The 24,885-nt window shown below is 58.9% G+C and carries 24 protein-coding genes; 11 read left to right on the top strand and 13 right to left on the bottom strand.

Annotated elements, in window-relative coordinates; translation table 11 throughout:
- Window positions 1-2 precede the first annotated feature (2 nt).
- Window positions 3-131, top strand: a complete 129-nt coding sequence (locus tag ACJ5NV_RS03785) for a hypothetical protein (protein ID WP_411642296.1) — start codon at window positions 3-5, stop codon at window positions 129-131.
- Here the strand turns inward: ACJ5NV_RS03785 and ACJ5NV_RS03790 are convergent.
- Genes ACJ5NV_RS03790 through ACJ5NV_RS03800 form a run of 3 tightly spaced genes read right to left on the bottom strand, consistent with a single transcriptional unit; the run spans window position 128 to window position 3,176 of the window.
- The gene (locus ACJ5NV_RS03790) at window positions 128-1,645 is read right to left on the bottom strand and encodes a tripartite tricarboxylate transporter permease (RefSeq protein WP_411642297.1); all 1,518 of its coding nucleotides are present in this window, start codon (window positions 1,643-1,645) and stop codon (window positions 128-130) included. The two genes, ACJ5NV_RS03785 and ACJ5NV_RS03790, sit on opposite strands and share 4 nt — an antisense overlap.
- A gap of 3 nt (window positions 1,646-1,648) precedes the next feature.
- Window positions 1,649-2,137, bottom strand: a complete 489-nt coding sequence (locus ACJ5NV_RS03795) for a tripartite tricarboxylate transporter TctB family protein (protein WP_411642298.1) — start codon at window positions 2,135-2,137, stop codon at window positions 1,649-1,651.
- A gap of 52 nt (window positions 2,138-2,189) precedes the next feature.
- Window positions 2,190-3,176: a tripartite tricarboxylate transporter substrate binding protein gene (locus ACJ5NV_RS03800; RefSeq protein WP_411642299.1), complete on the bottom strand. Its 987-nt coding sequence runs from the start codon at window positions 3,174-3,176 to the stop codon at window positions 2,190-2,192.
- Window positions 3,177-3,381: 205 nt separating this feature from the next.
- Here ACJ5NV_RS03800 and ACJ5NV_RS03805 point away from each other — a divergent pair, with 205 nt between their 5' ends.
- Together ACJ5NV_RS03805 and ACJ5NV_RS03810 are read left to right on the top strand one after the other, a co-directional pair.
- The gene (locus ACJ5NV_RS03805) at window positions 3,382-4,434 is read left to right on the top strand and encodes a sugar phosphate isomerase/epimerase family protein (RefSeq protein ID WP_411642300.1); all 1,053 of its coding nucleotides are present in this window, start codon (window positions 3,382-3,384) and stop codon (window positions 4,432-4,434) included.
- A gap of 2 nt (window positions 4,435-4,436) precedes the next feature.
- Window positions 4,437-5,576 carry a Gfo/Idh/MocA family protein gene (locus ACJ5NV_RS03810; protein WP_411642301.1) on the top strand — a complete coding sequence of 380 codons (1,140 nt, stop codon included), beginning with the start codon at window positions 4,437-4,439 and terminating at the stop codon, window positions 5,574-5,576.
- Here ACJ5NV_RS03810 and ACJ5NV_RS03815 read toward each other — a convergent pair.
- The 4 genes from ACJ5NV_RS03815 to ACJ5NV_RS03830 are packed head-to-tail and all read right to left on the bottom strand — an operon-like array spanning window position 5,565 to window position 9,461.
- Window positions 5,565-6,119, bottom strand: coding sequence for a PqiC family protein (locus tag ACJ5NV_RS03815; protein WP_411642302.1), 555 nt, complete (start codon window positions 6,117-6,119; stop codon window positions 5,565-5,567). The genes ACJ5NV_RS03810 and ACJ5NV_RS03815 overlap by 12 nt on opposite strands.
- Window positions 6,120-6,121: 2 nt before the next feature.
- Window positions 6,122-8,215: a PqiB family protein gene (locus ACJ5NV_RS03820; RefSeq protein ID WP_411642303.1), complete on the bottom strand. Its 2,094-nt coding sequence runs from the start codon at window positions 8,213-8,215 to the stop codon at window positions 6,122-6,124.
- Window positions 8,212-8,844 (bottom strand): paraquat-inducible protein A, encoded by a 633-nt coding sequence (locus ACJ5NV_RS03825; RefSeq protein ID WP_411642304.1) that lies wholly within the window; start codon window positions 8,842-8,844, stop codon window positions 8,212-8,214. Before ACJ5NV_RS03825 ends, ACJ5NV_RS03820 begins: the two co-directional genes overlap by 4 nt.
- The gene (locus tag ACJ5NV_RS03830; protein ID WP_411642305.1) at window positions 8,814-9,461 is read right to left on the bottom strand and encodes a paraquat-inducible protein A; all 648 of its coding nucleotides are present in this window, start codon (window positions 9,459-9,461) and stop codon (window positions 8,814-8,816) included. The genes ACJ5NV_RS03825 and ACJ5NV_RS03830 overlap by 31 nt, the downstream gene beginning before the upstream one ends.
- 96 nt (window positions 9,462-9,557) lie before the next feature.
- Here ACJ5NV_RS03830 and ACJ5NV_RS03835 point away from each other — a divergent pair, with 96 nt between their 5' ends.
- The 3 genes from ACJ5NV_RS03835 (at window position 9,558) to ACJ5NV_RS03845 (ending at window position 12,254) form a co-directional block, all read left to right on the top strand.
- Window positions 9,558-10,244 (top strand): fumarylacetoacetate hydrolase family protein, encoded by a 687-nt coding sequence (locus ACJ5NV_RS03835; protein WP_411642306.1) that lies wholly within the window; start codon window positions 9,558-9,560, stop codon window positions 10,242-10,244.
- Window positions 10,245-10,359: 115 nt separating this feature from the next.
- Entirely contained in the window at window positions 10,360-10,899 is a 540-nt protein-coding gene (locus ACJ5NV_RS03840) for a TRAP transporter small permease (RefSeq protein ID WP_411642307.1), read from the top strand.
- Window positions 10,896-12,254, top strand: a complete 1,359-nt coding sequence (locus ACJ5NV_RS03845) for a TRAP transporter large permease (RefSeq protein WP_411642308.1) — start codon at window positions 10,896-10,898, stop codon at window positions 12,252-12,254. The genes ACJ5NV_RS03840 and ACJ5NV_RS03845 overlap by 4 nt, the downstream gene beginning before the upstream one ends.
- Here ACJ5NV_RS03845 and ACJ5NV_RS03850 read toward each other — a convergent pair.
- Both ACJ5NV_RS03850 and ACJ5NV_RS03855 read right to left on the bottom strand, forming a co-directional pair.
- On the bottom strand, window positions 12,247-13,878 hold the full coding sequence (locus ACJ5NV_RS03850; RefSeq protein ID WP_411642309.1) for an alpha-D-glucose phosphate-specific phosphoglucomutase: 1,632 nt from the start codon (window positions 13,876-13,878) through the stop codon (window positions 12,247-12,249). The two genes, ACJ5NV_RS03845 and ACJ5NV_RS03850, sit on opposite strands and share 8 nt — an antisense overlap.
- A gap of 41 nt (window positions 13,879-13,919) precedes the next feature.
- Window positions 13,920-14,561, bottom strand: a complete 642-nt coding sequence (locus ACJ5NV_RS03855) for a nucleoside/nucleotide kinase family protein (RefSeq protein ID WP_411642310.1) — start codon at window positions 14,559-14,561, stop codon at window positions 13,920-13,922.
- A gap of 197 nt (window positions 14,562-14,758) precedes the next feature.
- On the opposite strand from ACJ5NV_RS03855, the gene ACJ5NV_RS03860 reads away from it, so the two are divergent.
- Window positions 14,759-15,664, top strand: coding sequence for a YihY/virulence factor BrkB family protein (locus ACJ5NV_RS03860; RefSeq protein WP_411642311.1), 906 nt, complete (start codon window positions 14,759-14,761; stop codon window positions 15,662-15,664).
- An 8-nt stretch (window positions 15,665-15,672) separates the two neighbouring features.
- Here ACJ5NV_RS03860 and ACJ5NV_RS03865 read toward each other — a convergent pair whose 3' ends face one another.
- Entirely contained in the window at window positions 15,673-16,431 is a 759-nt protein-coding gene (locus ACJ5NV_RS03865; protein ID WP_411642312.1) for an SDR family NAD(P)-dependent oxidoreductase, read from the bottom strand.
- Window positions 16,432-16,730: 299 nt separating this feature from the next.
- Between ACJ5NV_RS03865 and ACJ5NV_RS03870 the strand changes: the two genes are divergently transcribed.
- The 3 genes from ACJ5NV_RS03870 (at window position 16,731) to ACJ5NV_RS03880 (ending at window position 20,404) form a co-directional block, all read left to right on the top strand.
- On the top strand, window positions 16,731-18,305 hold the full coding sequence (locus tag ACJ5NV_RS03870; RefSeq protein WP_411642313.1) for a Re/Si-specific NAD(P)(+) transhydrogenase subunit alpha: 1,575 nt from the start codon (window positions 16,731-16,733) through the stop codon (window positions 18,303-18,305).
- A 15-nt stretch (window positions 18,306-18,320) separates the two neighbouring features.
- Window positions 18,321-19,811 (top strand): NAD(P)(+) transhydrogenase (Re/Si-specific) subunit beta, encoded by a 1,491-nt coding sequence (locus ACJ5NV_RS03875; RefSeq protein ID WP_411642314.1) that lies wholly within the window; start codon window positions 18,321-18,323, stop codon window positions 19,809-19,811.
- 80 nt (window positions 19,812-19,891) lie between these two features.
- Entirely contained in the window at window positions 19,892-20,404 is a 513-nt protein-coding gene (locus tag ACJ5NV_RS03880; protein ID WP_411642315.1) for a hypothetical protein, read from the top strand.
- On the opposite strand, the gene ACJ5NV_RS03885 is transcribed toward ACJ5NV_RS03880, so the two are convergent.
- Window positions 20,391-21,392 carry a DMT family transporter gene (locus tag ACJ5NV_RS03885; protein ID WP_411642316.1) on the bottom strand — a complete coding sequence of 334 codons (1,002 nt, stop codon included), beginning with the start codon at window positions 21,390-21,392 and terminating at the stop codon, window positions 20,391-20,393. The genes ACJ5NV_RS03880 and ACJ5NV_RS03885 overlap by 14 nt on opposite strands.
- Window positions 21,393-21,467: 75 nt before the next feature.
- Here ACJ5NV_RS03885 and ACJ5NV_RS03890 point away from each other — a divergent pair, with 75 nt between their 5' ends.
- Window positions 21,468-22,367, top strand: coding sequence for a LysR family transcriptional regulator (locus tag ACJ5NV_RS03890; protein WP_411642317.1), 900 nt, complete (start codon window positions 21,468-21,470; stop codon window positions 22,365-22,367).
- A gap of 295 nt (window positions 22,368-22,662) precedes the next feature.
- Here ACJ5NV_RS03890 and ACJ5NV_RS03895 read toward each other — a convergent pair whose 3' ends face one another.
- Complete coding sequence (locus ACJ5NV_RS03895; protein WP_411642318.1) at window positions 22,663-23,940, bottom strand: amidohydrolase family protein; 1,278 nt, start codon at window positions 23,938-23,940, stop codon at window positions 22,663-22,665.
- Window positions 23,940-24,884 carry an ABC transporter permease gene (locus ACJ5NV_RS03900; protein ID WP_411642319.1) on the bottom strand — a complete coding sequence of 315 codons (945 nt, stop codon included), beginning with the start codon at window positions 24,882-24,884 and terminating at the stop codon, window positions 23,940-23,942. The genes ACJ5NV_RS03895 and ACJ5NV_RS03900 overlap by 1 nt, the downstream gene beginning before the upstream one ends.
- Between the last annotated feature and the right edge of the window lies 1 nt (window position 24,885).

Consider the following 24,885-nt stretch of genomic DNA (forward strand, 5'->3'; position numbering starts at 1 on the left):
CGATGAAAGCCATGCTTGCCGCATTTGCGACCACCGCACTGATTGCCGTCGTTGCGTATTTCGGATTGCATCAGGCGGGGTTTGGGTCAGAAGACCGCACCACCAGCGATGCGGTCCGTCTGTCGGATTAATCGCCGTCGGCGACCCCGCGTGCCCGCAACCTTGCCCGGCGCGCGCGATAGCTGGGCAGCATGATCAGCAACACCGCGATGGCCAGTAGCGCGAGCGTCAGGGGCCGTTCGTAGATAAAGCTCCACCCGTCATAGAGGTTCATTGACCGGGAAAAATTGTTTTCCAACATCGGTCCCAGAATGAACCCGATCAGCAGCGGGGCCAGCGGGTAGTCCGCAAAGCGCAACACTGTCCCGCAGACACCCAGCCCAACAAGGATCAGCAGCTCTGTCGCGTTGTTCTGGCCGATATAGGCCCCCATCAGGGTAAAGAACAAAATGAACGGTATCAGGAAAGTGCGCGGTACAGCGAGGATTTTGGCGATATAGGGGATCAAGGGCAGGTTCAGGATCAACAAGATCAGGTTGCCCAGATACATAGAGATAATCACCGCCCAGAAGATTTCAGGGTCGTCGATCATCAGGCGCGGCCCCGGTGAAACATTCAGTGCCACCAGTGCCCCCAGCAGGATCGCTGTGGTGCCAGAGCCGGGAATGCCCAGCGTCAACAGCGGCACGAAGGACCCGGTGCAGGCCGCGTTATTGGCGCTTTCGGGGGCGGCGAGCCCTTTGAGACTGCCCTTGCCGAATTGTTCCTGATCTTCCTTCGACGCGATATTGCGTTCCACCGCATAGCCCAGAAAAGAGGCAATCGTCGCGCCTGCGCCGGGCAGCACGCCGATCAGGAAGCCTTGGATGGACTGCCTGCCGATGACCGGCGCGATGCTGCGCGCCTCTGCCCGTGTGATGCGTAGGTCTTTGATCTCGTTCTGGCCACTTTCAGAGCCGGAACGTGCAGGATCAAGGATCAGGTAGATCGCCTCTGGCAGGGCGAACATGGCCATGGCCAATGTGATGAACCCCAGCCCGGACTGCAAATCCATCACACCAAAGGTAAAGCGGGGCATGTTGAACAGCACCCCTTCGCCAATCGTGGCAAGCATCAGCCCCACGATGGTCATCAGCAATGCTTTGGTGACCTGTCCGGTCCCAGCAAAGGCCGCGATGGCGGACAGGCCGACCACCATCAGCGCGAAATATTCGGGGGAGCCAAAGAGCAAGGCAACCGTCGATAGCGCAGGGGCAAAGATCAACAGCAGCACAGCGCCGATTGTGCCACCAGAGAACGACGCAATCGCCGCGACGGTCAGCGCTTTGCCTGCCTTGCCTTGCCGCGCCAGCGGGTAGCCGTCAAAGCTGGTGGCGACGGTGGATGCCACGCCGGGCGCGTTGATCAGGATGGAAGAGGTCGAACCGCCAAAGATCGCCCCGTAATAGACCCCCGCCAGCAGGATCAGCGCGGCGGATGCATCGCCGATGGAAATGGCGACCGGGATCATGATTGCGATGATCGACATCGGCCCAAGGCCGGGGAGCATGCCGATGAATGTCCCGATCAGGCAGCCGCCCACGACCATCAGAATATTGGAAATCGAAAATGCGGTGCTGAGCCCGATCATCAAACCGTCTAGCATCGTTCAGACCCCCAGAAAATATGGCCAAGGGCGCAGAAAGATGCCCAGCACCTCTTGCACCAGATACCAGACGCCGACGGCGGCGATCAGGGCGATGATGGTCAGCACGATGAACCGCCGTTCGCCCAAGATCAGCGCGCCGGTCATCAAAAAGCCAACGGTTGATCCCAGAAAACCCAAAGGGCGCAGCATCAGCGCATAGGCCACCATCAATCCCAGCAGGATCAGCGCTTGCCCCAGTTTATAATCGGTCAGCCGCCGATAATTGATGTCACCTGCGGCAGGATCACTGCCGCCTTTTTCGAAGCCCAGCACAATGATCAAAGCGCCGATCATCGCCATCACGGACAGTAATTTAGGAAAGGACGAGGGCCAGATCGGGTTGTTGCGCATAAACGGCGCAAGGGTCCCGTCCATCGTAAAGAATGCGGTATAGCCGTAGGCTGTGCTCATCAGTAAAATGACCAGCGCTATCCAGCGGTCAAGTGCCATCTTTATCCCCCCAAATGTATTTGCCCGGCAGGGTGGTTGCCGGGCAGAGGCTTTATAGAAAGCCCAGCTCGCGCATTAGATCACCGATGACCTGTTCCTGATTTTCCAGAAAGCTGCGGAAGTCGTCGCCGTTGTTATGAATATCGACCCAGCCGTTCCGGTCGCGCACGGTTGACCATTCCGGGGTGTCATACATCTTGGCCAGTGCGTCTTGATACATGGCCAGCTGATCCACTGGCAGGCCGGGGGCCGCAAAGAAGCCGCGCCAGTTGACGAACTCCATATCGATACCCTGTTCCATCATCGTGGGTGCGTCCGGGTAGGTGTCACTGCGTTCCGGGGCGGTGATACCGATGATTTTGACCTCGCCCGCGTTGGCCAGATCGACCGCTTCGGAAAACCCGGTGCTCAGTGCTGCGATCTCGCCTGACAGCAGGGCGGCCATTGCCTCACCGCCCGCATCATAGGGGATGTATTTGACCGCTGTCGCGTCTTCGCCTGCGGCTTTCATCACCATTGCGGCCACAAGATGGTCAAGGCTGCCGGGGACAGAGCCGCCACCGACCGCCGTGCCGCGCGGGTCGTCCTGATATGCGGCGACCAGATCGGTCATGGAATTGACCGGGCTGTCTTTGCCCACGACGATGGCGGCGTAATCACCAATCGTCCCGGCCACAAGTGTCAGATCCCGGAAGTTCTGCGGGAAAACACCCGTCAGCGACCGGATCACGATGGGGGTCGAATTGACCATCAGGGTGCCGTGCTGGCTTTCGGCGTTTTCGATCAGATAGCCAATCGCCTTGCCGCCGCCACCGCCCGACATGTTTTCATAGGTGGCCTGACCGACCAGCCCGGCTTCGGTCAGCGCCTCGCCGGTGCCGCGCGCGGTCCCGTCCCAGCCGCCGCCTGCACCGCCGGGGATGAGAAAGTGGATGCTATCCAATACCTGATGGCCGTCCGCGAAGGCGGGTGTGCTGAATGAAAACGCTGCCGTCGCCGCAGCCAGCACGACCCGCCGGGTCATGTTCTTTGGTTTCATAATGTCCTCCCTGGTGAACAACGATGTCGCTGTCGCATTCAGTCTTGTACATCCGGCCTACAAATACAACAGATGCGATAGTCTGGGACAGGCCCCGGTCATGCCAGTTGTCGCGCGGAGCGCGCGCGCTGCTGATCCTGCGAAACAGGGTCTGGCCAGTTATTCCTAAAACGTTATAGTCCGAGCCGGAGCAAGGGAGGATCAGATGAAAACCATTCAGGGACCCGCGCTGTTTCTGGCGCAATTTGCAGGCGACGAAGCACCGTTCAACGATTGGAACGGCATCACAAAATGGGCGGCAGATTGCGGCTATAAGGGCGTGCAGGTGCCCAGTTGGGATGCCCGGTTTATTGATCTGAAAAAGGCCGCAACATCCAAGGATTACTGCGACGAATTTCAAGGGCAGGCCGCCGCCAATGGCGTGACCGTGACAGAGCTGTCGACCCATCTGCAAGGCCAGCTGGTCGCGGTGAACCCGGCCTATGATACGGCGTTTGACGGCTTTGCTGACCCATCCGTGCATGGTGACCCAAAGGCCCGTCAGGCGTGGGCGGTGGACCAGGTGAAACTGGCGCTGACCGCATCGCAGAATATGGGCCTGACCGGAATGGCATCATTTTCCGGCGCGCTGGCCTGGCCTTATATCTATCCTTGGCCGCAGCGCCCCGCCGGTCTGGTCGAGGCCGCATTTGATGAACTGGCCGCGCGCTGGCGTCCGATCCTGGATCATGCCGAGGATTGCGGCGTGGATGTCTGTTATGAAATCCACCCCGGCGAAGATCTGCATGATGGGGTGACGTTTGAAATGTTTCTTGAACGGCTGGACGGTCATGCGCGCTGCAATATGCTGTATGATCCGTCGCATTACGTCCTGCAATGTCTGGATTATCTGGACAATATCGACATCTACAAAGACCGCATCAAAATGTTCCACGTTAAGGATGCCGAGTTCAACCCGACCGGGCGGCAGGGGGTCTATGGCGGCTATCAGCCTTGGGTGGACCGGGCGGGCCGGTTCCGCAGTCTGGGCGATGGGCAGGTTGATTTTGCGGCGATCTTTTCCAAGATGGCGGCCAATGATTTTGCTGGCTGGGCTGTAGTCGAATGGGAATGCTGCCTGAAGCATCCCGAAGACGGCGCGCGCGAAGGGGCGCAATTCGTCAAGGACCACATCATCCGCGTGACAGAACGCGCCTTTGATGATTTTGCCGGTGGCGCTGTGGATGATGCAACCAACCGCAAAATGCTGGGGATCTGATCATGGTGAAACCTATCAGACTGGGCATGGTTGGCGGCGGCAATGATGCCTTTATCGGCGGGGTGCATCGCATTGCGTCCCGCATCGACGGGCGGTTTCAGCTTGTCGCGGGCGCGCTGTCTTCGACCCCGGAAAAGGCGCGCGCGTCCGGTGCGGCGCTGGGGCTGGACCCGGCGCGGACCTATGATGATTTTGAGGCGATGGCGACCCGCGAGGCAGGGCTGGATGATGGGATTGAGGCGGTGGCGATTGTCACCCCGAACCATGTCCATTACGCCGCCGCCCGTGCTTTCCTGAAACAAGGCATTCACGTGATCTGTGACAAGCCGCTGACCGCGACGTTGGAGGATGCCAGAAAACTGGTGAAAGAAGCAGATGACAGCGATGCGCTGTTTGTGCTGACCCATAATTATACCGGCTACCCCATGATGCGGCAGGCCCGTCAGATGGTGGCAGAGGGTCAGTTGGGCAATTTGCGCGTCGTGCAGGTGGAATATCCGCAGGACTGGCTGACCAAGGCTGATGACAGCAAACAAGCCAGTTGGCGCACCGACCCCGCGCAATCGGGCGTTGGCGGCGCGACAGGCGATATCGGCACCCATGCGTTCAATCTAGCGAGCTTTGTCACCGGGTTGGAACTGGAAAGCCTATGCGCCGATCTGCAAGCCTTTGTGCCGGGGCGTGAATTGGACGACAATGCCCATGTGATGCTGCGCTTCAAGGGTGGCGCGCGCGGGATGCTGTGGTGCAGTCAGGTGGCACCGGGCAATGAAAATGCGCTGCGCCTGCGGGTTTATGGTGACAAAGGCGGGATTGAATGGGCGCAGGAAAACCCCAATCAGCTGTGGTTCACGCCGTTTGGCGAACCCAAGCGCTTGCTGACGCGAGGCGGGGCCGGGGCGACGGATGCGGCAAACCGTGTCACACGCATTCCCGGCGGCCATCCCGAAGGCTATCTGGAAGGATTCGCTACGATTTATCGCGAAGCGGCGGATGCAATTGAAGCCCATCGTGCGGGCCATGCGCCCGATCCAGAGGTGATCTATCCCACCATCGCAGACGGTTTAGTGGGGATGCAGTTTGTCGATGCCTGCGTCCGCTCGTCCAAACAGGACGGGGCGTGGGTGACGCTAGCGGGCTAGCGTGCGGGCGACCTGTTCGGACAGGCTCAACACCGCTTGGGCTTGTGCCGTGGCGAGCCCGGTCAGCGTCTGATCCGGCAGCGGCTTTGTGATCGCGAAAGTATGGGTGCTGTTGGGAAAGCTGATTCCGTCGCCGCCCACATAGAACTGACCGCTGAGCCGGAAAACCCCGTCGGCCCCGGCCAGCATCCGTTCAACCCTGATATCAATGGCCACATCGGGCAAATCAACAAAGGGCCAAGGGTCGGCACCCACATCCGTGTTTAGGATATCCGCAAGGTTGCGGGCCACGACTAGCGTCATGGCGCGTTGCGGGTCATCGGCCCACAGCACGTCTTCGTTGCTGGCAATCAGGCCTTCGCCTGTCTCGGCGGCGATTTCTTCGACTGCGGCATAGGTTGGCAGGGTGATCGTGCGCACGACTGCGCTGCTGACCAGCGGGCGGAGTTCCAACTGCGAGTCGAGCGCGACCAGTGACAGGCGTTCGGGCGATGCACAGGCGCTGAGCGTCGCGATGGTAAGAAAGGCCAGTCTTTTCAGCATGATCAACGTCCTGTCAGAAGCGATTGGGGGTTGCGCTGGATAGCGCGGGCCAGATCGGACACCGCATCGGCGGCGGCCTGAATGTCGCGCAGGGTCGACAGCGTTTCCGAGCTAAAGCGCGACCGTTCACCATAGCTGGCAACGACCGTGCCGGTCTGATCGACCAGAATGCTGGCGCGCTCTGACAGATCAGGCAGCCCTTGCACGGCCTCTTCGATGGCCTGGGCGGCTTCACTGGCAGAGGCAAGTGCTGCATTCACATTCTCAACCGCACCGCCTGCGCGTACTTCGGCAAGGAAGCGGCGCATTTCGTCCAATGCGCCATTCAAAGAGCCGGGCAGGGCGACGGCGTCCTCTGTGCCGATCAGCCGGTCGATGGAATTAAGCGTTTCAGTGGCAGAGGCGACCATCGCCTCCACCTCTAGGCTGTTGGCTTTGGCGGTCAGCGCTTCGATCTGGGCGGTGATTTCGGGCAGGTTCTGCGTGGCTTCTTCAACATTTGCGGCAGCGCGGCTGGCGGCGGCAATGGCAACGTCAATATCGGTAACCAGTTCTGTCTCGGCCACACCGGCGATGATCTGATCCAGATCGGCGATCACGTCACGGACATCGCCGGGGATTGCTTGCAGCGCTTCAGAGGACACCAGCGCGCGGGCGTCGTCGATCAGCCCAACCAAAGCTTCGGGTGCTTGGCGTGTGTACTCATCGCCTGCAAGCCGTTCGATGCTGTTCATCATGCTGATGGCGCTATCCATCAGTTCTTCCACCGGAAGGGCGTTGATCCGGGCCAGCACACCTTCGGCAGTGGCGGCCACATCGGAAATATCAGAATCCGTGGTCGGGATCACAGGGTAGGGGCCAGAGGTCAGGTTCATGATGGCGGGCAATGCATCATCAATTTGCACCAGTTCAACATTCAGCGAACCCGATAGGATATTGCCGGTTACCATCCGTGCCCGCAAACCGCGTGCGACGAAATCGGACAGAAGCACCATCGCGTCTTCGGCGGTGGATCCCGCGCTCATCCCCAGACGAGACGGCTCGATGGCTAAAAGCGCCTGCAAGCGGACCTCGGCGGTGGGACCTTCACCGACGACGATGGCGTTCAGGTCGCCGACTTCGCCGACGCGGATACCTTGAAAGCGGACCTCTGATCCGACAGTCAGCCCGCTGACGGATTCTTCAAACAGCACCGCCACATCCAGCGTTTCCGCATCGGGATCGGTGAACAGGCTATCGCGGGCTGTTTCTTCGTCAATGAAAATGTTGAACCGATGGCCGGGGTCAATCGGGGCACCGCCCGACACGATGGTGTCGAATTCGACGCCACCTTCGATCAGCGATGCAATCGAATTCACATTCAGCGACACCCCGGCGGTGCCAAAGGACAGGCTGAAACCGGATGTGTCCCAAAACCGTGTGCTGGTGGTGAGTCTGCGGTCATAGGGGGATTCGATAAAGGCGTTGACTAAGACCTCTGTCCCGTCTTCGGACAGTTCCGGGGTTTCCAGATAGCCGACTTCAATCCCTTTGTGTAGCACCGGTGCGCCAGCGGAAACCGCGCTGCCATCATTGGTGCGCAGCGTGATTAGGGTGCCGCGTTGCCGGGCGAGCGTCAGGACCGGCTCTTCGAAGCCGACGAAATCATCTTGGGCGACATCCGCGTCGGTGTCCCAATTGCCTTCGATATAAACGCCCGACAGCACGGTATCGAGCCCGGTAATCCCGCGCACAGACACATCAGGGCGCACGACCCAGAACTGCGCATCATCATCCAGATAAGGCGCGACAGAGTTTTCGATGCGGGCATGGACCAATACAACAGTCAGCCCTGCGTCGAATTCGACGCTTTCGACTTCGCCCACGATCACATCGCGGTAGCGGATTTTTGTTTCGCCTGCCGTCACACCGGATGCGTTTTCGAAACTGATCGTGATCAGCGTGCCAAGGTCCTGATAGTTCCGCCACGCGGCCCCCAGCGACACGGCCAATGCGATCACAGGGACCAACCAGACAAGCGAAAGACGCTGCCAGATACGCTGCTTGACCGGCCGCACATCCAGCGGGGCGGGACCTGTCGATTGTTGATCTGTCATGCGGGGTCCCGATCAGCGTCCCAGATCAGCCGGGAGTCAAAGCTTTGTGCAGAGAGCATCGTGAAGATAACAGAAAGTGCAAAGCTCACGGCGGCAATACCCGGGTTAATTGTGGCGATAGTATCGAGTTGCACCAGCGCCGACAGGATTGCAACGACAAACACATCAATCATGGACCATCGGCCAATAAACTCTACCACTTCATAAGCCATATGGCGTGTATGCGGATCGCTTTGGGATCTGTTCTGCACGCTGAGCGCCAGATAGATGATCGCAATGAACTTGCCGATGGGGATCAGGACAGAGGCGATAAAGACGATGGCCGCCACGCCGTAAGATCCATGGTCAAACAGCTCAATCGCCCCGCCGATAATTGTGCTTTCCGTATGTTCCACCAGCGTATTGGTTAGCAACATCGGATAGGTGTTGGCGGGAATATAGGCGATGATCCCGGCGATCAGCCAGGCCCAGACCTTTTGCAGGCTTTCCGTGTCACGGCTGCGCAGGGCGCCGTCGCACCGTTTGCAGGTTTTTGCGTCCTGCAAATGTACCTGCCCACACCGCTGGCAGGCGACCAACCCGGCTTGCCGTGCCGAGATCAGGCCGCTGATTGGTCCAGTGCTTCCCAAATCGAATACCTACAAATCATTTGATCCTTGAGCACCGTGATGATCACGACCCCCGCGAAGGCCCAGAAGGCAGGGCCGATGGTCACAGCCGCCATACCTGCGACCTTTATCAGCGCCACAGTGACGCCGACGATGAATATTTCTGCCATGCTCCATGGCCGCAGCCGTTCGGCCAGCCCAAAGGCAATCCGCGCCCCTGCCCGTGGCGGTTGTTCCCGCACCAACGGCCCCAGCGCATAGATCAATGCGCCAAGCCGCATCAGCGGGATGACAATGATAAAGAATGCAACCGCCACGACCAATGGGATCGCTAGGCCTTCGTTAAAGGCCATAATCGCATCAATGACGGAGGTGGCATTATGCAGCCCGCCTGCATCAAGGCTGAGAAACGGAAAGCTGATTGCAGCAAGCATCAGCACGAAAGCGGTCAGCGCAAGGCTGAGGATACGCGCCATCGCCGCAGGCTGCGAGGTCATCAGCACCACACCACAACGCTGGCAATAGGCCCGCGAGCCGGGCGGCAGCGTGGCCGCATTATGCAGCGTGTCGCATTGCGGGCATGCAACCAGATCATCCAGCGGTGGCAAGGCCATGGCCAAGGGCGGCTCCTGTTTCATGCACGGGACTTGCCCCGCGCTTGTCGCGACGATATCGCGTTGATTACAGATAGGCCACGACCCCTTTCAGAACAACTCTACAAAGCGAGATTGCGTATGACTGACACTGTATTCCCGCCACGCGCCACCCCTGTTGTGCCCGTCAAAGGGCAAGGCGGCTTTCCCGTTGGGCGTATTTTCTGCGTCGGGCGCAATTACGCCGCCCATGCCGCCGAGATGGGCCATGAGGTCGACCGCGAAGCGCCGTTTTATTTCACCAAATCCGCCCATGCCGTGCTGCTGTCGGGCCAAGACATGCCCTATCCCCCCCGTACCAATGACCTGCACCACGAGATGGAGTTGGTGGTCGCAATCGGGGCAGAGGCACGTGATGTCGCGCCTGCAAATGCGATGGATGTGGTGTTTGGGTATGGCTGTGGGCTTGATATGACCCGTCGCGATCTGCAAGCGCAGGCCAAAGAAAAACGCAGGCCGTGGGACACTGGCAAAGATTTTGATCATGCGGCGATCATTGGTCCGATCACCCCAGCGCAAGAGGTTGCTGCGCTGGGGCCGCAGCGTATTCAATTGAGTGTAAACGATCTGGTCACGCAAGAGGCGCATCTGTCTGATATGATCTGGTCAGTCCCGGAGATCATCGCTGATCTGTCGACGCTTTACACCCTGTGCGCCGGAGACCTCATCATGACAGGCACCCCCGCCGGGGTCGGCCCTGTGGTGCGGGGTGATGTGTTGAAGGGGACCATTGGCGATCTGGAACCGGTGGTGACGCGGATCGTCTGACCGGCGGGTACCGACAGCACCGGCATTGATTGCCAAATACATGGTCAGTGATTAAAGGGTGCGTGACCTCTGGCAGCGATGCCGGGGGTCGCTTTGCATCAGGAGATGACCCCGCATGTTGCACCGCGCGATCCATGGACTGGCCAAGCTTATGGCATTGCTGGGCGGTGTCGTCTTGTGCCTGCTGGTGACGACGGTCTGTGTCAGTATCGTGGGCCGTATGCTGAACGGGCTGGCGCATGATGGGGCGCTGGGGGCCGTCGGGCCATGGCTGCTGGAACGGGGCGTGGGGCCGATCAACGGTGATTTCGAACTGGTCGAAGCCGGGATCGCCTTTGCCATCTTTGCATTTCTGCCGCTGACGCAGCTGACCGGGTCACATGCCAGCGTCGATATCTTCACCAATGGGCTGGGCCCGCGTGCCAACCACCTGATCGCGACATTCTGGAGCGTAGTGATGGCGCTGGCCATTCTGCTGATCAGCTGGCGGCTTTTCGTCGGGATGCAGGACAAGATGCGCTATGGCGAAACCACCTATCTGATCCAGTTTCCGATCTGGTGGGCCTATGCCGCCAGCTTTGCTGCCGCGCTGGCCACCAGCATTGTCAGCCTTTACTGCGCCGCGATGCGCCTGACAGGTAAGCGTAAGATATGACCGATCTGGCCCTTGGGTACCTGTCCTTTCCGGTTCTGCTGCTGCTGATTTTTCTGCGCGCGCCCATCGGATTGGCGATGTTGATCTGCGGGATCGGCGGGCTGTGGCTAGCCACGGATGGCACGGTCGTTTTCATGGCCAAGCTGAAGTCAGAGGTGTATTCGACCTTTTCCAGCTATAACCTGTCGATCATCCCGATGTTCTTGCTGATGGGGCAGTTCGCGACCCATTCCGGCATGTCCCGCGCGTTGTTCAAGGCAGGCGAGGCGTGGTTGGGGCACCGCAAAGGCGGCATGGCGATGGCGGCTGTCGGGGCCTGCGCCGGGTTTGGCGCAATCTGTGGATCGTCCTTGGCGACCGCCGCCACGATGAGCAAGGTCGCCCTGCCAGAGCTGCGCAAATATGGCTATTCTGGCGGGTTTTCCACGGCGACGCTGGCGGCAGGGGGAACGCTGGGTATCCTGATCCCGCCGTCTGTGATCCTCGTGATCTATGCGATCCTGACCGAGCAGAATATCGCAAAGCTGTTCGCGGCGGCTTTTGTGCCGGGCTTGCTGGCCGCACTTGGCTATATGCTGACCATTGCAATTTATGTCCGGCTGTACCCCGAACAGGCGGGCACCCATTCGCGCCTGGCCTATGCGCAAAGGTTCAAGGCACTGTCGGCCGTCTGGCCTGTGTTGCTGGTCTTTGCGTTGGTTGTTGGCGGCATTTACAATGGGTGGTTCACCCCAACCGAAGGCGCTGCCGTGGGGGCGATGGGCACCGGGCTGATCGCGCTGTTTTCACGCGCGCTGAATTGGGCTGTGTTCCGCGACAGCATCGCCCAGACGGCAACCGGCACAGGCATGATCTTTTTCATCGTGCTGGGGGCAGGGTTCTATAACGGGTTTCTGGCGCTGACACAGGTGCCGCAAGAACTGTCGGCTTTTGTGACCGAACAGGGGTTCAGCCCTTGGGTGGTGATGGTGCTGATCCTGGCCTTCTATCTGATTTTGGGTTGTCTGATGGACAGCCTGTCGATGATCCTGCTGACGATCCCGATTTTCTGGCCGGTGATCCAGACGCTGGATTTCGGGATGAGCACCGAAGAGGTCGCGATTTGGTTCGGCATCCTTGTTCTGATTGTGGTTGAGGTTGGTTTGATCACCCCGCCGGTGGGGATGAACCTGTTCATCATCAACAACATGGACAAGGACACGCCAATGGTTGCGACCTATAAGGCGGTGCTGTTCTTTGTCGGGTCCGACATTTTTCGCGTGGGGATCTTGCTGCTGTTCCCGGCAATCACGCTGTTTGTAATCGACGGGACGCTGGCAGGCTGGTGGGCCGCGATGAGCACGCTGTTCAGGTAGTTACATCCGGCTTGTCACGCCCGGTGCGGGGGGTAATCTCTGCGATCTCTTGCGCTGCACGGATGACATCGGCCAGCGCCGTTGCTGGCGCATCGCCAAAGCGGTCTGGGTCATTTTCCAGCTTTTCAAGATAGACCCGCAAGGTCGCGCCTTCGGTCCCTGTGCCGGACAGGCGGAACACGACGCGCGCGCCGTCTGAGAAAAGAATGCGCAGCCCTTGGCCCGTCGTCTCACTGCCATCAACGGGGTCGGTATAGCCGAATTCGTCGGCCTCACTGACGGTCAGCCCTGCAAAATGCTGACCGGGCAGGGAGTTCAGCCTTTGCCGGATCGCGTCCATCAACCCATTGGCGGCAGTGCTGTCCACCGCTTCGTAATCGTGACGGGTGTAGAAATTGCGGCCATAGGTTTGCCAATGGCTTTGCATCAGTGAGGCCACGGATTGTTTTGTCGCCGCAAGGATGTTTAGCCACATCAATACCGCCCAAAGCCCGTCTTTTTCGCGCACATGGTCCGACCCGGTCCCGGCACTTTCTTCGCCGCAAAGCGTGACCTTGCCTGCATCCATAAGATTGCCAAAGAATTTCCAGCCGGTGGGCACCTCGAAACATGGCATGTTTTTCGCCTGCGCCACACGGTCCACGGCGGTAGAGGTCGGCATGGATCGCGCGACACCGGCCAGACCGCCCCTGTAGCCGGGGGCAAGCTGCGCATTGGCAGCGATCACCGCCAGACTGTCCGACGGCGTAACATATGCGCCCCGGCCCACGATCATATTGCGGTCCCCGTCGCCATCGCTGGCGGCACCGAAATCAGGCGCGTCGGGGCCAGTCATGATGTCCATCAGCGCATGCGCCCAGATCGGGTTGGGGTCCGGGTGACCGCCGCCGAAATCGGGCAGGGGGGTGGCATTGATGACGGTGCCGGGTGCGGCCCACAGCTGGTTTTCAAGCAGCTCTTGCGCATAGGGGCCGGTGACGGCGTGCATCGCGTCGAACCGCATGGTGAAGCCGTCGCTAAACAGCCCGCGAATGGCGTCGAAATTAAAAAGCGTTTCCATCAGGGCGGCGTAATCGGTGACAGGATCGATGATCCGGACGGCCATATCGCCCAGCCGTCTTTCGCCCGGCTGGCCCAGATCAATATCCTGCGCGTCCAGCATTTTATAGGCGCGCATGCTTTTGGTTTCGGCCAGAATTTGGTCGGTCACTGCCTCTGTCGCGGGACCCCCATTGGCCATGTTGAATTTCAGCCCGAAATCCTCGTCGATGCCGCCGGGGTTATGGCTGGCCGACAGGATAAAGCCGCCATCGGCTTTGTTCAGTCGGATCAAATGCGATGCGGCGGGGGTTGATAGCAACCCGTTCCGGCCGACGATCACCTCTGCTGCGCTATTGGCGGCGGCCATCCGCAGGATCACCTGAATTGCGCGGTCGTTGAAAAACCGGCCGTCGCCACCGACGACAAAGCGTTTGTCAGCAGCCCCACCAATGGCGTTCAGGATCGCCTGCACATAGTTTTCCAGAAAATGCGGCGCCATAAAGTCGCGGGTCTTGCGGCGCAGGCCAGAGGTGCCGGCCTTTTGGTCAGGGATCGGCTGTGTCGCGACGGTATGGGCGGTCATGGCGGCTCCGGTATTCTGTGTCTGTGTCTGTGGCTTGGCAACTAGGTAGAGGTTTGCGGCTGCCCGTCAAAGGTAAAGTCGCAGGGCAGCGCGCGGTCGATCACGCGCTGTGCGTTGGGAATGTCATTGCCCTCGGCCCGGCGCGTGGCGACGGCACGGGAATAATTCAGGCTTAGCCAGCGCTGGATCAGCCGTGCGCGCAGTTCCGGCATCGGCACGTCCAGACGCGCGGTCAGGTCCCACAGCGGGGCAAGTTCGGACCACGGGGCTTCGTCGAACATCAGGTAATTGCCTTCGACCACGACGATCTGGATTTCGGGCGGCACAGCGACCGCCGCAGCAATGGCCAGATCGCGGGTGCGGTCAAAGACCGGGGCGAAGACCTCTTGCCCCATGCGCAGGGCGCGCATCATGCGGATAAACCCCGCCCCGTCAAAGGTTTCCGGCGCGCCCTTGCGCTGGCGCATGTCGCGCGCATCAAGGATCGCATTATCCAGATGAAACCCGTCCATCGGCACAGCGATGGCGGTGCGCCGCTGTGCGTTCAACCGGCGGACCAATTCTGTGGCGAGTGTGGATTTGCCGCTACCCGGTGCGCCTGTCACAGCGACCAACTGCCGTCCTGCGCCGCGTTCCAAAAGCTCTTCTGCGAGTGTGGTGACGTAGATATCGCGCGTAAACATGAAATACCTGCCTGCCTGCGGGATTTGCCCCGTCTTGTGCGCCAAGCCTAGCGTGGACAGCCCCGCACCGCGACCTTTTTCTGTGCGGTGGCTGTTTCGACGTGCAAAGACGCGGGTGAAACGGCCACAAAAGTGGCAAGCGCCCGTCTTATGCCCTAGGTAAGACGGGTGAGAAACCGAAGAACGGAGCAACCCGCGTGATAAGCAGGCTTAAAAAGCTGTGGCGTCTTTTATGGGCGGTGTTCATCATGGCGGGCGAAAAGCACCTTGGCCTGATCGCGGCGGGTGTCGCGTTCTTTGGGATATTCGGGATTTTTCCGGGGCTAGCTGCGATTATCGCGATTTTTGGGCTGCTGGCTGATCCGGTTGTCATTTCCGAACAGCTTGTCTTGATGGAAGGGATCATTCCGCCCGAAGTGTTCCGTATTCTGGCGTCACAGGTCAACAGTCTGATCACGGCACGGCCTGAAACACTGGGGTGGGCGACTGTGGTGTCCATCAGCGTGGCGCTTTGGTCTTGCCGGGCGGGGGTTGGGGCGCTGATCGGCGGGTTGAACGCGATTGCCGGTCAGCGGCTGCGCAATGGCGTCTGGCAGGTCGCTGTCGCCTTTATGCTGACCATCGCGCTGGTGGTGCTTGGGATCGTGGCGCTGATGGTGGTGGTGATCCTGCCGATTGCGCTGACCTTTGTGCCGCTTGCTGCCTCTACCGCGTGGATCCTTGAAGGGGTGCGCTGGCTGATCGCACTGGGCGTGCTGCTGGTCGGGCTGTCGCTGCTTTATCGTTTCGGCCCGGCCCGGATCGGCGGACGGGGGCGCTGGTTCACGATTGGCGCGTTTATCGTGGTGATCCTGTGGGTCGGCGCGTCTATGGGCCTGTCTTACTATCTGACGAATTTCGCCAGCTATAATGAGGTCTACGGATCAATCGGAGCGGTCATCGGTCTGTTGCTGTGGCTCTATGTCAGCGCCTACTTGATCCTGCTGGGCGCGGCGCTGAATGTGCATGTGCATGGACATCTTTCCGATACGCTCCAGACCGATCCGCAGACCGCATTTCTGGATGAGGATAGCCGCCAGACGCCCGATGCCGCTGGCCGCTGATCCTTAGGTCAGACCTGACCGCCTGCGATATTAACCGTCTGCCCGTTCACGCTGCGCGCCCCGTCCGAGCAAAGCCACATCGCAGCAGAGGTTGTTTCATCCACCTCAAGCAATTTACGGTGCCGGTTGCCGCGGGCCATCACTTCGATTGCCCCGGCTTCATCCACGCTGAAACGTTTCATGACGCTCGGCAATTGGTTGCGCACGATGGGCGTGTCCACATAGCCGGGGCAGATCGCGTTAAAGGTAATGGGGCGCTTCATGTATTCTTCGGACAGCCCGTGGATCAGCCCGATAACCGCGTGTTTCGATACGGTATAGGGGATTGCCCCTTTCAGCCCGCGCAGGCCCGCGACGGAACTGATGATGATCATGCGTGCATCATCGTCAGGGCCAAGCGTAGCGAGCGCGGATTGCAGCGTCAGAAACACGCCATCAAGGTTCGTGCCCATTGTGCGCTGCCACGCGGCCAGACTGGTATCGGCAAATGGCCCGCCTTCGGCGATGCCAGCATTGGCCACGCAAATCTGCACCGGGCCGCGCGCTGCGGCCGCCTGTGCCATGCCATCACGGACAGAGGATTCATCGGTCACATCCATCACCAGGGGGTGCAAGCGGGGGTTTTGGGCTGCGACCTCTTCCAGCTTATCGGCCCGTCGCCCGGTGATTGTCACCTCGGCCCCGGCTTCTGCCAGTGCCACTGCGATTCCCTGACCGATGCCTGTACCACCGCCGGTCACCACTGCGTGTTTGCCTGTGTGTTCCATTTTCCATTCCTCCATTTGGTGGCGATGCTACAGCGGTCTGTGCGATCGGCAAGAGGCGGGACAGCTTTACCGCGTGGATGGACAAAGATTGATATCTTGCCTTTGTGACCGGGGATGGTCACGATGTTCCGCATACGGCGCATATTGTGGAACCAGATTTTCAGCGGTAGCCAAAAGAGGCGCCGCTGGGTGAAATTATTTGAACTGCAAATATTTGAACGTTCCGACGCTCTCTTGTGAAATATAATTCTGACAGTTAACTCTTTTGAAACGGTAAGCAAAAATATGGGGGATGGTCCGTGAAAATCGGCACACCGAAAGAGATACTCGCGGACGAGGATCGGGTTGCAATGACACCCGCCTCGGCCAAGGATCTGCAAAAACTTGGGTATACATGCGTGATCGAAACCGGGGCCGGGGCCAAGGCCGGATTTTCCGATCAATCCTATAAGGATGCAGGCGTAGAGGTGGTGAAAACCGGGGCCGCGCTGTTCAAGGCCGCCGATATCGTCGCCAAGGTCCGCCCCCCGACCGACACAGAGGTCAAGCGCCTACGCAAGGATCAGACCCTGATTTCCTTCTTCTATCCTGCCCAGAATGAAAAGCTGATGGCGGATGCGAATGCGAAGGGTGCCACCGTCATCGCGATGGATATGGTGCCCCGGATCAGCCGGGCGCAAAAGATGGATGCGCTGTCCTCTATGGCCAATATCGCAGGCTATCGCGCGGTGATCGAGGCAGGCAACAACTTTGGCCGCTTCTTTACCGGGCAGATCACAGCCGCCGGTAAGGTACCACCTGCAAAGGTGCTTGTTGTCGGGGCCGGTGTGGCAGGCTTGGCCGCGATTGGCACGGCGACATCGCTGGGCGCGATGACCTATGCGTTCGACGTGCGCCCCGAAGTGGCCGAACAAGTTGAATCAATGGGCGCGGAATTCGTCTTTCTTGATTTCGAGGAAGAGCAACAGGATGGCGCCAGCACGGGCGGCTATGCATCTGTATCCTCGCCCGAGTTTGCGGCAGCGCAGCTTGCCAAATTCCGCGAACTGGCCCCGGACATGGACATCGTGATCACCACCGCGCTGATCCCGGGCCGAGATGCGCCAGAACTGTGGACCAAGGACATGGTTGACGCGATGAAGCCCGGATCGGTGATTGTCGATCTTGCGGCCGAGCGCGGCGGAAACTGCAAGCTGACGGTCAAGGATGAAAAGATTGTCACCGAAAACGGTGTGACGATCATCGGTTATACGGATTTCCCCAGCCGGATGGCCGCGCAATCCTCGACGCTTTATGCGACCAACATCCGCCATATGATGACCGACCTGACGCCCGAAAAAGACGGCAAGCCAGTGCACGATATGGAAGACGACGTGATCCGCGGCGCGACCGCCACCCACGCGGGAGAGGTCACTTTTCCACCCCCACCACCCAAGGTGCAAGCGATTGCAGCCCAGCCGAAAAAGGCCCCACCGAAAGAGCTGACCGCCGTCGAAAAAGCGGCACAAGAGGTTGCCGCGTTCCAGAAAGAGACCCGCAATCAGGTGACATTGCTCGCCATTGGTGCGGCGCTGCTCTTGGGTGTGGGGCTTGTCGCGCCTGCCAGCTTTATGCAGCACTTCATCGTTTTTGTGCTGGCGGTCTTTGTCGGTTTCCAGGTGATCTGGGGGGTGGCGCATAGCTTGCACACGCCGCTGATGGCAGTGACCAATGCGATTTCGTCGATCATCATTCTGGGCGCGCTGATGCAGATCGGATCAGGGTCGTGGCTGGTGATGATATTGGCTGCGCTGTCGGTCTTTATGGCCGGGATCAACATTTTTGGCGGCTTCATGGTGACACGGCGCATGCTCGCCATGTTCCAGAAATCGTAAGCGGGAGCAGGACACATGGATTTCGGATTTACCACTGCCGCTTATGTTGTTGCGGCTGTTCTTTTCATCCTCGCGCTGGGCGGACTGAAGAACCAGGAAAGCGCCAAACGCGCGATCTGGTACGGCATTGTCGGCATGGCGCTGGCTGTGCTGGCCACACTGATGGGGCCGGGGGCAGGGCTATGGTTGCTGTCGCTGGTGTTGATTGCTGCCGGTGCTGTAATCGGTATGCAATTGGCGCAGCGGGTCCAGATGACTCAAATGCCCGAACTGGTCGCGGCGATGCATTCGCTGGTTGGTCTGGCGGCTGTGTTCGTCGGGCTGAACGCACATATCGAGATCGGTCGCGTCACCGCCGCCTATGTCGACGCGGGCCTGCCCTTTCCGCAGGAAAGCTATGGCACGCTGACCGGTGCCGCCAAAGAGATTGCGGATCAGTTCCGGGGCTTTGCGGCCATTGTGGCGAAGAAAACCGGGGTTGAAATCAACATCCTGCGGGTTGAGCTGGTGCTGGGTATCTGGATCGGCGCAGTCACCTTTACCGGGTCGGTCATTGCCTATGGCAAGCTGGCAGGGCGTGTTGGCTCAGCCGCGGAAAAACTGCCGGGCGGGCATGTGCTCAATATCGCGGCGGCGGCGATTTCGGTGATTTGTCTGATCTGGTATCTGGCATCGGGCGGGTTTGTGCCGCTCATGCTGCTGACGCTGGCGGCGCTGTTCATCGGCTATCACCTGATCATGGGGATTGGCGGGGCGGATATGCCTGTCGTGGTTTCGATGCTGAACAGCTATTCCGGTTGGGCGGCGGCGGCGATTGGGTTCAGCCTAGGCAATGACCTGCTGATCGTTGTGGGAGCCTTGGTTGGCTCTTCCGGTGCGATCCTGTCCTACATCATGTGCAAGGCGATGAATCGCAGCTTTATCAGTGTGATACTGGGTGGCTTTGGCGGCCCGGCGGGTGAGCAGATGGCCGTGGAAGGTGAGCAGGTGGCGATTGATGCTGATGGTGTCGCGACGGCGCTGAATGAGGCGGATAGCGTTATTATTATCCCCGGATACGGGATGGCTGTGGCGCAGGCACAATCGGCTGTGGCGGAGCTGACGCGCAAGCTGCGGGCGAAGGGCAAGACCGTGCGATTCGCGATTCATCCGGTCGCGGGGCGGCTGCCCGGGCATATGAATGTGCTGCTGGCAGAGGCGAAGGTGCCTTATGATATTGTGATGGAAATGGATGAAATCAATGAAGATTTTCCGGATACGGATGTCGCCATTGTCATCGGGTCCAACGACATCGTGAACCCGGCCGCGCAGGATGATCCGAACAGCCCGATTGCGGGGATGCCGGTGCTGGAGTGCTGGAAAGCCAAGCAGGTTTTCGTGTCCAAACGCGGGCAGGGGACGGGCTATTCGGGCATCGAGAACCCGTTGTTTTTCAAGGAAAATACACGGATGTTCTATGGCGATGCGAAGGCGTCGCTGGACGCACTGCTGCCCAAGATCGACTGAGCGGATCTTAACGAGGTCTAAACGAACCGCCCGCGCTGATGCGTGGGCGGTTTTCCGTTTTATGGGCCTTTGGCGAAAACATGTTTTTTGCCAGTGCCTTAGCGGGTGGTGAGGGATCGGACTGTTATCGGACTTCCATCGGACCGCACCGCGCGGGTTTGCAGGTTTTTGTTAGGAAAGACGTTGAGGCAGGCGGGTTAAGACGCGGTGTGACCCCCGGCCCGACCCGCCGGACGGCCCGTGCTGATCAGAAGAGTGACGCGGGGATTTCCATCGGATTGCCGTCGGACCGGGGTTGGATTGGCATAGGTGCGGCCAACAGCGCGGATTGCCAGCCATGGGGCCGCGCGGGTGGGGATGTTCCTGTAGAGGTGTTTCTTTGTGGATGGGTGATGAACGGTCCAAACCTGCCGTTGGCCAGTGCGATCAATGCGGCGATGCAGCTTCCCCGAAGCGGACATTCATTGGTCGCGCAGCGCGTTTCGCCTGCCGAGGTCTGCTGTGCGGGACAAACCGAGCTTTCGCCGCACCTGCGCCAAGGTCCGCTTCAGCTGAAAAGCTCCATCGGCCAAGCACACTCTACCGGCGAATGATCTTTTTCTCCGGACGGGTCGCAGCGTATCCGATTGCCATTATGAGTATTGCGCCGATCACCGTCCATTTGTCTGGAAGTGTTCCAAACACAATGAAGCTGAGTGCCGTGGCAGATACAATTTCCAGGTAGTTCAGCGGTGCAAGGACCGACGCTGGTGCACGCGCAAAGGCGACAATTATCGCCATATGCGCAATCGTTGAGATGACGCCAAGGGACGCCAGGGCCATCCACGTAGAGACCTGCGTCGGCCATATGATCTGAGCGCTGTCAGTAACTGCGTTGCCAGCATAGAGCCAAAACGCGAGGATACCTGTTCCAGAGGCGGCTGCAACGACGTGCATCGAGAGCGGCGAACCTTGACCCGATGCCATTCGCGTGAGCAGAAAATAGATGGCGAACAGGAAAGCCGCTGCAAGCGGGTAGAGGGCATCCAAGCCAAGACCGTCGAATCCGGGGCGAACGATCAAGAGTACACAGGGGAAACCGGCTACGCACAAAGCGACCCTGCGGAAAGTCAGGTGTTCTTTCAGCGCGGCTCCACCAAGTAGCGTCAGGATCAAAGGGGCCAGAAACAGGATCGCTGCCGAGGCAGGGAGTGGCAGGGTAGCAAGGCCGGTAAAGAAGCAAGCGGTGGCTCCGGCGAGCGCGATTCCACGTGCGAGATTGGTCTTTGTCCACGCTGAGCGTAGGTCAGCCCAAGAGCGCCCCAACGTGGACTGCCCCTGTATCGACGTCTCTTCAAGAAAAATTCCCGGTACGAGCAAGATGGCAATGGGCAGTAAAGCGAGCGTAAACACGCCTTGGCCAATAAACCTCGCTAAAGCCACCTGTGTGCCTGGCATCCCGTCTACGGCGAGCACTTTCGCGATCACGTCCATGATCGGGATTGTCAGCATCCCGAATGCCATCAGGAGAAAGGCAGAGCTGTGACCTGCCAGAGTCAGGTCGATTTTCGGCTTGGGTTCAATGGGGTTTCGATCAGTCATGACCTTACATGCCATGTAGTAACTGATCGGCAAAACAGGTTGTTTTGCTCAGACTGATCGGCCATCCTGAACAGGATGAATGTTGTTAAGAACGAGTTGGAAGCCGAAAGCGCCCGCGCCAAAGCGCTGGACGCCGACGCGCTGCGCACATTCGTCGCTGTTTGCGAAACGGGTTCGTTCAGGTCTGCCCAAGACATTGTGCACCGTTCTCCCGCAGCAATCAGCGGCAGAATCGCTAAGCTTGAAAGGCAGATTGGCAGGCCACTTTTCAACCGGCATGGGCGAACCGTGCAGCTCAACGAAGATGGCAAGGCGTTGTTGAGCTATGCGAGACGCATGCTTTCTCTGAACGGTGAGATCGCAGCACGGTTTGGAACCCGACAGACGGTGGGCAGAGTGCGCTTCGGTGCGCCGGATGATTACGGAACTCGCTGGTTGCCAGACATCCTCAAGACCTTTGCCCGAACCTATCCAGCAATCGAGGTGAGCGTTGTTCTTGGACCGAGCAGCGAAATACTGGCGCAGATCGAGAGCGAGAAACTGGACGTGAGCCTTGTGACTTTTGCAGAGAACGACCCGCGCGTTTCAGGCAAGATCGTTCATCAAGAGCGATTGATCTGGGTTGGTGCCGCATCGGGTTCAGCAGCCCATCAGACACCTCTTCCTCTCGCCTTGGCCGACGAAACCTGTGCATGGCGGCAAGTTGCAATTGAGGCGTGCGCCAACATAGACCGTGCTTATCGGATTGCGCTAACGAGTGAACATTCGGCAGGCCAGGTCGCGGCAGTTATGGCGGACTTTGCCGTCGCTCCATTGCCGGAAAGCATGTTGGATGCGGGTCTGGAAGCAATCAGCGCTGATATTCTTCCTAGCCTACCGGACTATACCGTTCGCCTTGTCGCCCGACCCAATCTCGAACCAGCCGTAGAAGCGCTGGAACAAAGCGTTCAAGCAGCTTTGCGCGGCCACGCTTAAGTTCAACCGATCTATGATAATTTATCAAATTTGGGGGAAGCAGTCGTTCATGCGGGGCGCAGCATCGGTGACTTTGGGCTCTCTGCCGCCATTCTCCGCATCGCGGCATCCGAAGTCCGGCGCTTATGCGGTAACGTCATTCACGGCCCAAAGCAGACCTTGGTCGTGACTAAGCGCTCTACGATGCAGCTTTTCGAAAGCGGACGTTGATCAATCGCGCAGCATTTTTCAGATTAAATGAGGTGATGGCGGACAAAGCACAAATTCGTCGCGGTTGTATGCCGTTTCTGACCGCTCAATTAACCTGATGACGCCGACGAGAGACAGATGGTCGGCCGGGCAACGAGATCTTTGCATCAGCGCGTTCGCCTTGACTGATGACTTTCCCATTTGCGACAACGTGTAACCGCGCTGCACGCAGGCGTAGCGCCTCAATCGGATTGCCCGCGTCGAGCACTACAAGTGACGCCTTGGCGCCGACGTGTAGTCCATAATCAGCAAGGTTCATCGTCTTCGCATTATGGGTTGTGACCATTTCAAAACATGTCCGCATCTCTTCAGGGCTGGTCATTTGAGCCACGTGTAAACCCATGAATGCCACATCAAGCAAGTCTGCGGTGCCAAGTGAGTACCAAGGGTCCAAAACGCAATCCTGTCCCCAACCGACATTGATCCCATGGGCCTGCATTTCTTTCACACGCGTGAGCCCCCGACGCTTGGGGTAGGTGTCATGTCGCCCCTGCAGAACGATATTGATCAGCGGGTTAGGGATTGCGTTGATTTGAGCCTCAGCCACCAATGGCAACAGTTTGGAAACATAATAATTATCCATCGAATGCATCGAAGTAAGATGTGACCCTGCCACGCGTCCTTGCAACCTTAGCCTCTGGGTTTCATAGGCCAATGTCTCGATATGGCGCGACATCGGATCGTCGGTTTCATCACAATGCATATCGACCTGCAAGCCGCGTGTGGCCGCGAGTTCGCAAAGCTCTCGAATGGATGCAGCCCCATCGGCCATCGTGCGTTCAAAATGCGGGATGCCGCCAACCACATCGACGCCCATATCAAGTGCGCGGACTGTGTTGTCGCGCGCTGTTGGGTCGCGATAGAACCCGTCCTGCGGAAAGGCGACAAGTTGAAGGTCGATGTAATCTTTCACCTGATCACGCACATCAAGAAGCGCCTCAACCCCCAGCAGCCGGTCGTCGCAAACATCCACATGGCTTCGGATCGCAAGCAGGCCCATGCTGGCCGCCCAGTCACAATAGGTCAGCGCACGGCCAACAATTTCGTCCTGTGTCACCACCTGCTTAAGCTCACCCCACAATCCGATCCCTTCCAGCAACGTGCCAGAGGCATTGATACGTGGTGTCCCGTACGACAGGGTCGCATCCATGTGAAAATGCGGGTCAACAAAGGGCGGGCTGACCAGATCGCCGGTCGCATCAACCACTTGGCCAGCTTGCGCACCGTCAAGCGCGCCCACCGCGGCGATCTTGTTACCGACAATTCCAATATCGGCAATGTCACCATCCGGTAGGGTCCCACCCTTGATCATCAGATCGAACATCAGCGTTCTCCTTTATTGAACGGCACCATCAAGGCAGCAGGAACCGCTGCACGGCGCGACATGATAACAAGTGCCAAAATGGACAAGATATAAGGCATCATCAGGAATATTTGATAGGGGACGACTGTACCAATGCTCGTTTGTTGAACCCGAATTTGCAGCGCATCAAATGCCGCAAAGAGCACGGCCCCGAGCAATGCCTTGCCCGGTCGCCATGACCCAAATACCACCAAGGCGATGCAAATCCAGCCGCGTCCATTGACCATCTCAAAAAAGAAACTGTCGAAGGCCGACATCGTCAAAAACGCACCGCCCACAGCCATCAACCCGCTCCCAACGATCACAGCGCCCATGCGGATTGCCGTGACAGACAGCCCTTGCGCGGCAACAGCATTCGGATTTTCACCTGCTGCGCGTACTGCCAACCCAACGGGCGTCCGGTACAACAGGAAACTCACAATCACGACCAGCACAAAGGCAAGGTAGGTCAGCGGCGTCTGTGAAAACAGAGCCTCGCCAATTATGGGAATATCAGATGCAAGCGGAATTTCATAAGGTTGAAACGCTTCGATCTTTGGTGGGCTTCTGACCTCTGGTAGTGCCAATCGGTAGGCATAATAGGTTGATGAGGTCGCCAGCAGCGTAACCCCTAGTCCAACCACGTGTTGCGAAAGCCCAAACGGCACTGTTAACGTACTATGCAGCAAACCGAAGACCATACCGACGAACATCGCGACGCCAACACCGACCCAAAGCCCGGTGCCGGAGTATACAGCCATCCAGCCCGCAAAGGCCCCCGCGACCATGATCCCTTCAATCCCGAGGTTCAGAACACCGGCTCGTTCGCAAACGACTTCGCCCAAAGTTGCAAAGATGAGCGGGCTCGCAATGCGGATCGCAGCGGCCCAAAAGCTGGCGGAAAATAGGATTTCGACGATTTCCATG

Source organism: Loktanella agnita (genome assembly GCF_046640325.1).
GTDB lineage: Bacteria > Pseudomonadota > Alphaproteobacteria > Rhodobacterales > Rhodobacteraceae > Yoonia > Yoonia agnita.

What these genes read in the sequence shown, in the direction of transcription:
- ACJ5NV_RS03840 (WP_411642307.1), top strand. Translation starts at nt 10,360, where the DNA reads ATGTTGCACCGCGCGATCCATGGACTGGCCAAGCTTATGGCATTGCTG.
- ACJ5NV_RS03890 (WP_411642317.1), top strand. Translation starts at nt 21,468, where the DNA reads ATGAATGTTGTTAAGAACGAGTTGGAAGCCGAAAGCGCCCGCGCCAAA.
- ACJ5NV_RS03805 (WP_411642300.1), top strand. Translation starts at nt 3,382, where the DNA reads ATGAAAACCATTCAGGGACCCGCGCTGTTTCTGGCGCAATTTGCAGGC.
- ACJ5NV_RS03875 (WP_411642314.1), top strand. Translation starts at nt 18,321, where the DNA reads ATGGATTTCGGATTTACCACTGCCGCTTATGTTGTTGCGGCTGTTCTT.
- ACJ5NV_RS03800 (WP_411642299.1), bottom strand. Translation starts at nt 3,176, where the DNA reads ATGAAACCAAAGAACATGACCCGGCGGGTCGTGCTGGCTGCGGCGACG.
- ACJ5NV_RS03855 (WP_411642310.1), bottom strand. Translation starts at nt 14,561, where the DNA reads ATGTTTACGCGCGATATCTACGTCACCACACTCGCAGAAGAGCTTTTG.
- ACJ5NV_RS03815 (WP_411642302.1), bottom strand. Translation starts at nt 6,119, where the DNA reads ATGCTGAAAAGACTGGCCTTTCTTACCATCGCGACGCTCAGCGCCTGT.
- ACJ5NV_RS03785 (WP_411642296.1), top strand. Translation starts at nt 3, where the DNA reads ATGAAAGCCATGCTTGCCGCATTTGCGACCACCGCACTGATTGCCGTC.
- ACJ5NV_RS03900 (WP_411642319.1), bottom strand. Translation starts at nt 24,884, where the DNA reads ATGGAAATCGTCGAAATCCTATTTTCCGCCAGCTTTTGGGCCGCTGCG.
- ACJ5NV_RS03845 (WP_411642308.1), top strand. Translation starts at nt 10,896, where the DNA reads ATGACCGATCTGGCCCTTGGGTACCTGTCCTTTCCGGTTCTGCTGCTG.
- ACJ5NV_RS03830 (WP_411642305.1), bottom strand. Translation starts at nt 9,461, where the DNA reads ATGAAACAGGAGCCGCCCTTGGCCATGGCCTTGCCACCGCTGGATGAT.
- ACJ5NV_RS03820 (WP_411642303.1), bottom strand. Translation starts at nt 8,215, where the DNA reads ATGACAGATCAACAATCGACAGGTCCCGCCCCGCTGGATGTGCGGCCG.
- ACJ5NV_RS03865 (WP_411642312.1), bottom strand. Translation starts at nt 16,431, where the DNA reads ATGGAACACACAGGCAAACACGCAGTGGTGACCGGCGGTGGTACAGGC.
- ACJ5NV_RS03835 (WP_411642306.1), top strand. Translation starts at nt 9,558, where the DNA reads ATGACTGACACTGTATTCCCGCCACGCGCCACCCCTGTTGTGCCCGTC.
- ACJ5NV_RS03850 (WP_411642309.1), bottom strand. Translation starts at nt 13,878, where the DNA reads ATGACCGCCCATACCGTCGCGACACAGCCGATCCCTGACCAAAAGGCC.
- ACJ5NV_RS03895 (WP_411642318.1), bottom strand. Translation starts at nt 23,940, where the DNA reads ATGTTCGATCTGATGATCAAGGGTGGGACCCTACCGGATGGTGACATT.
- ACJ5NV_RS03790 (WP_411642297.1), bottom strand. Translation starts at nt 1,645, where the DNA reads ATGCTAGACGGTTTGATGATCGGGCTCAGCACCGCATTTTCGATTTCC.
- ACJ5NV_RS03795 (WP_411642298.1), bottom strand. Translation starts at nt 2,137, where the DNA reads ATGGCACTTGACCGCTGGATAGCGCTGGTCATTTTACTGATGAGCACA.
- ACJ5NV_RS03810 (WP_411642301.1), top strand. Translation starts at nt 4,437, where the DNA reads ATGGTGAAACCTATCAGACTGGGCATGGTTGGCGGCGGCAATGATGCC.
- ACJ5NV_RS03885 (WP_411642316.1), bottom strand. Translation starts at nt 21,392, where the DNA reads ATGACTGATCGAAACCCCATTGAACCCAAGCCGAAAATCGACCTGACT.
- ACJ5NV_RS03880 (WP_411642315.1), top strand. Translation starts at nt 19,892, where the DNA reads ATGTTTTTTGCCAGTGCCTTAGCGGGTGGTGAGGGATCGGACTGTTAT.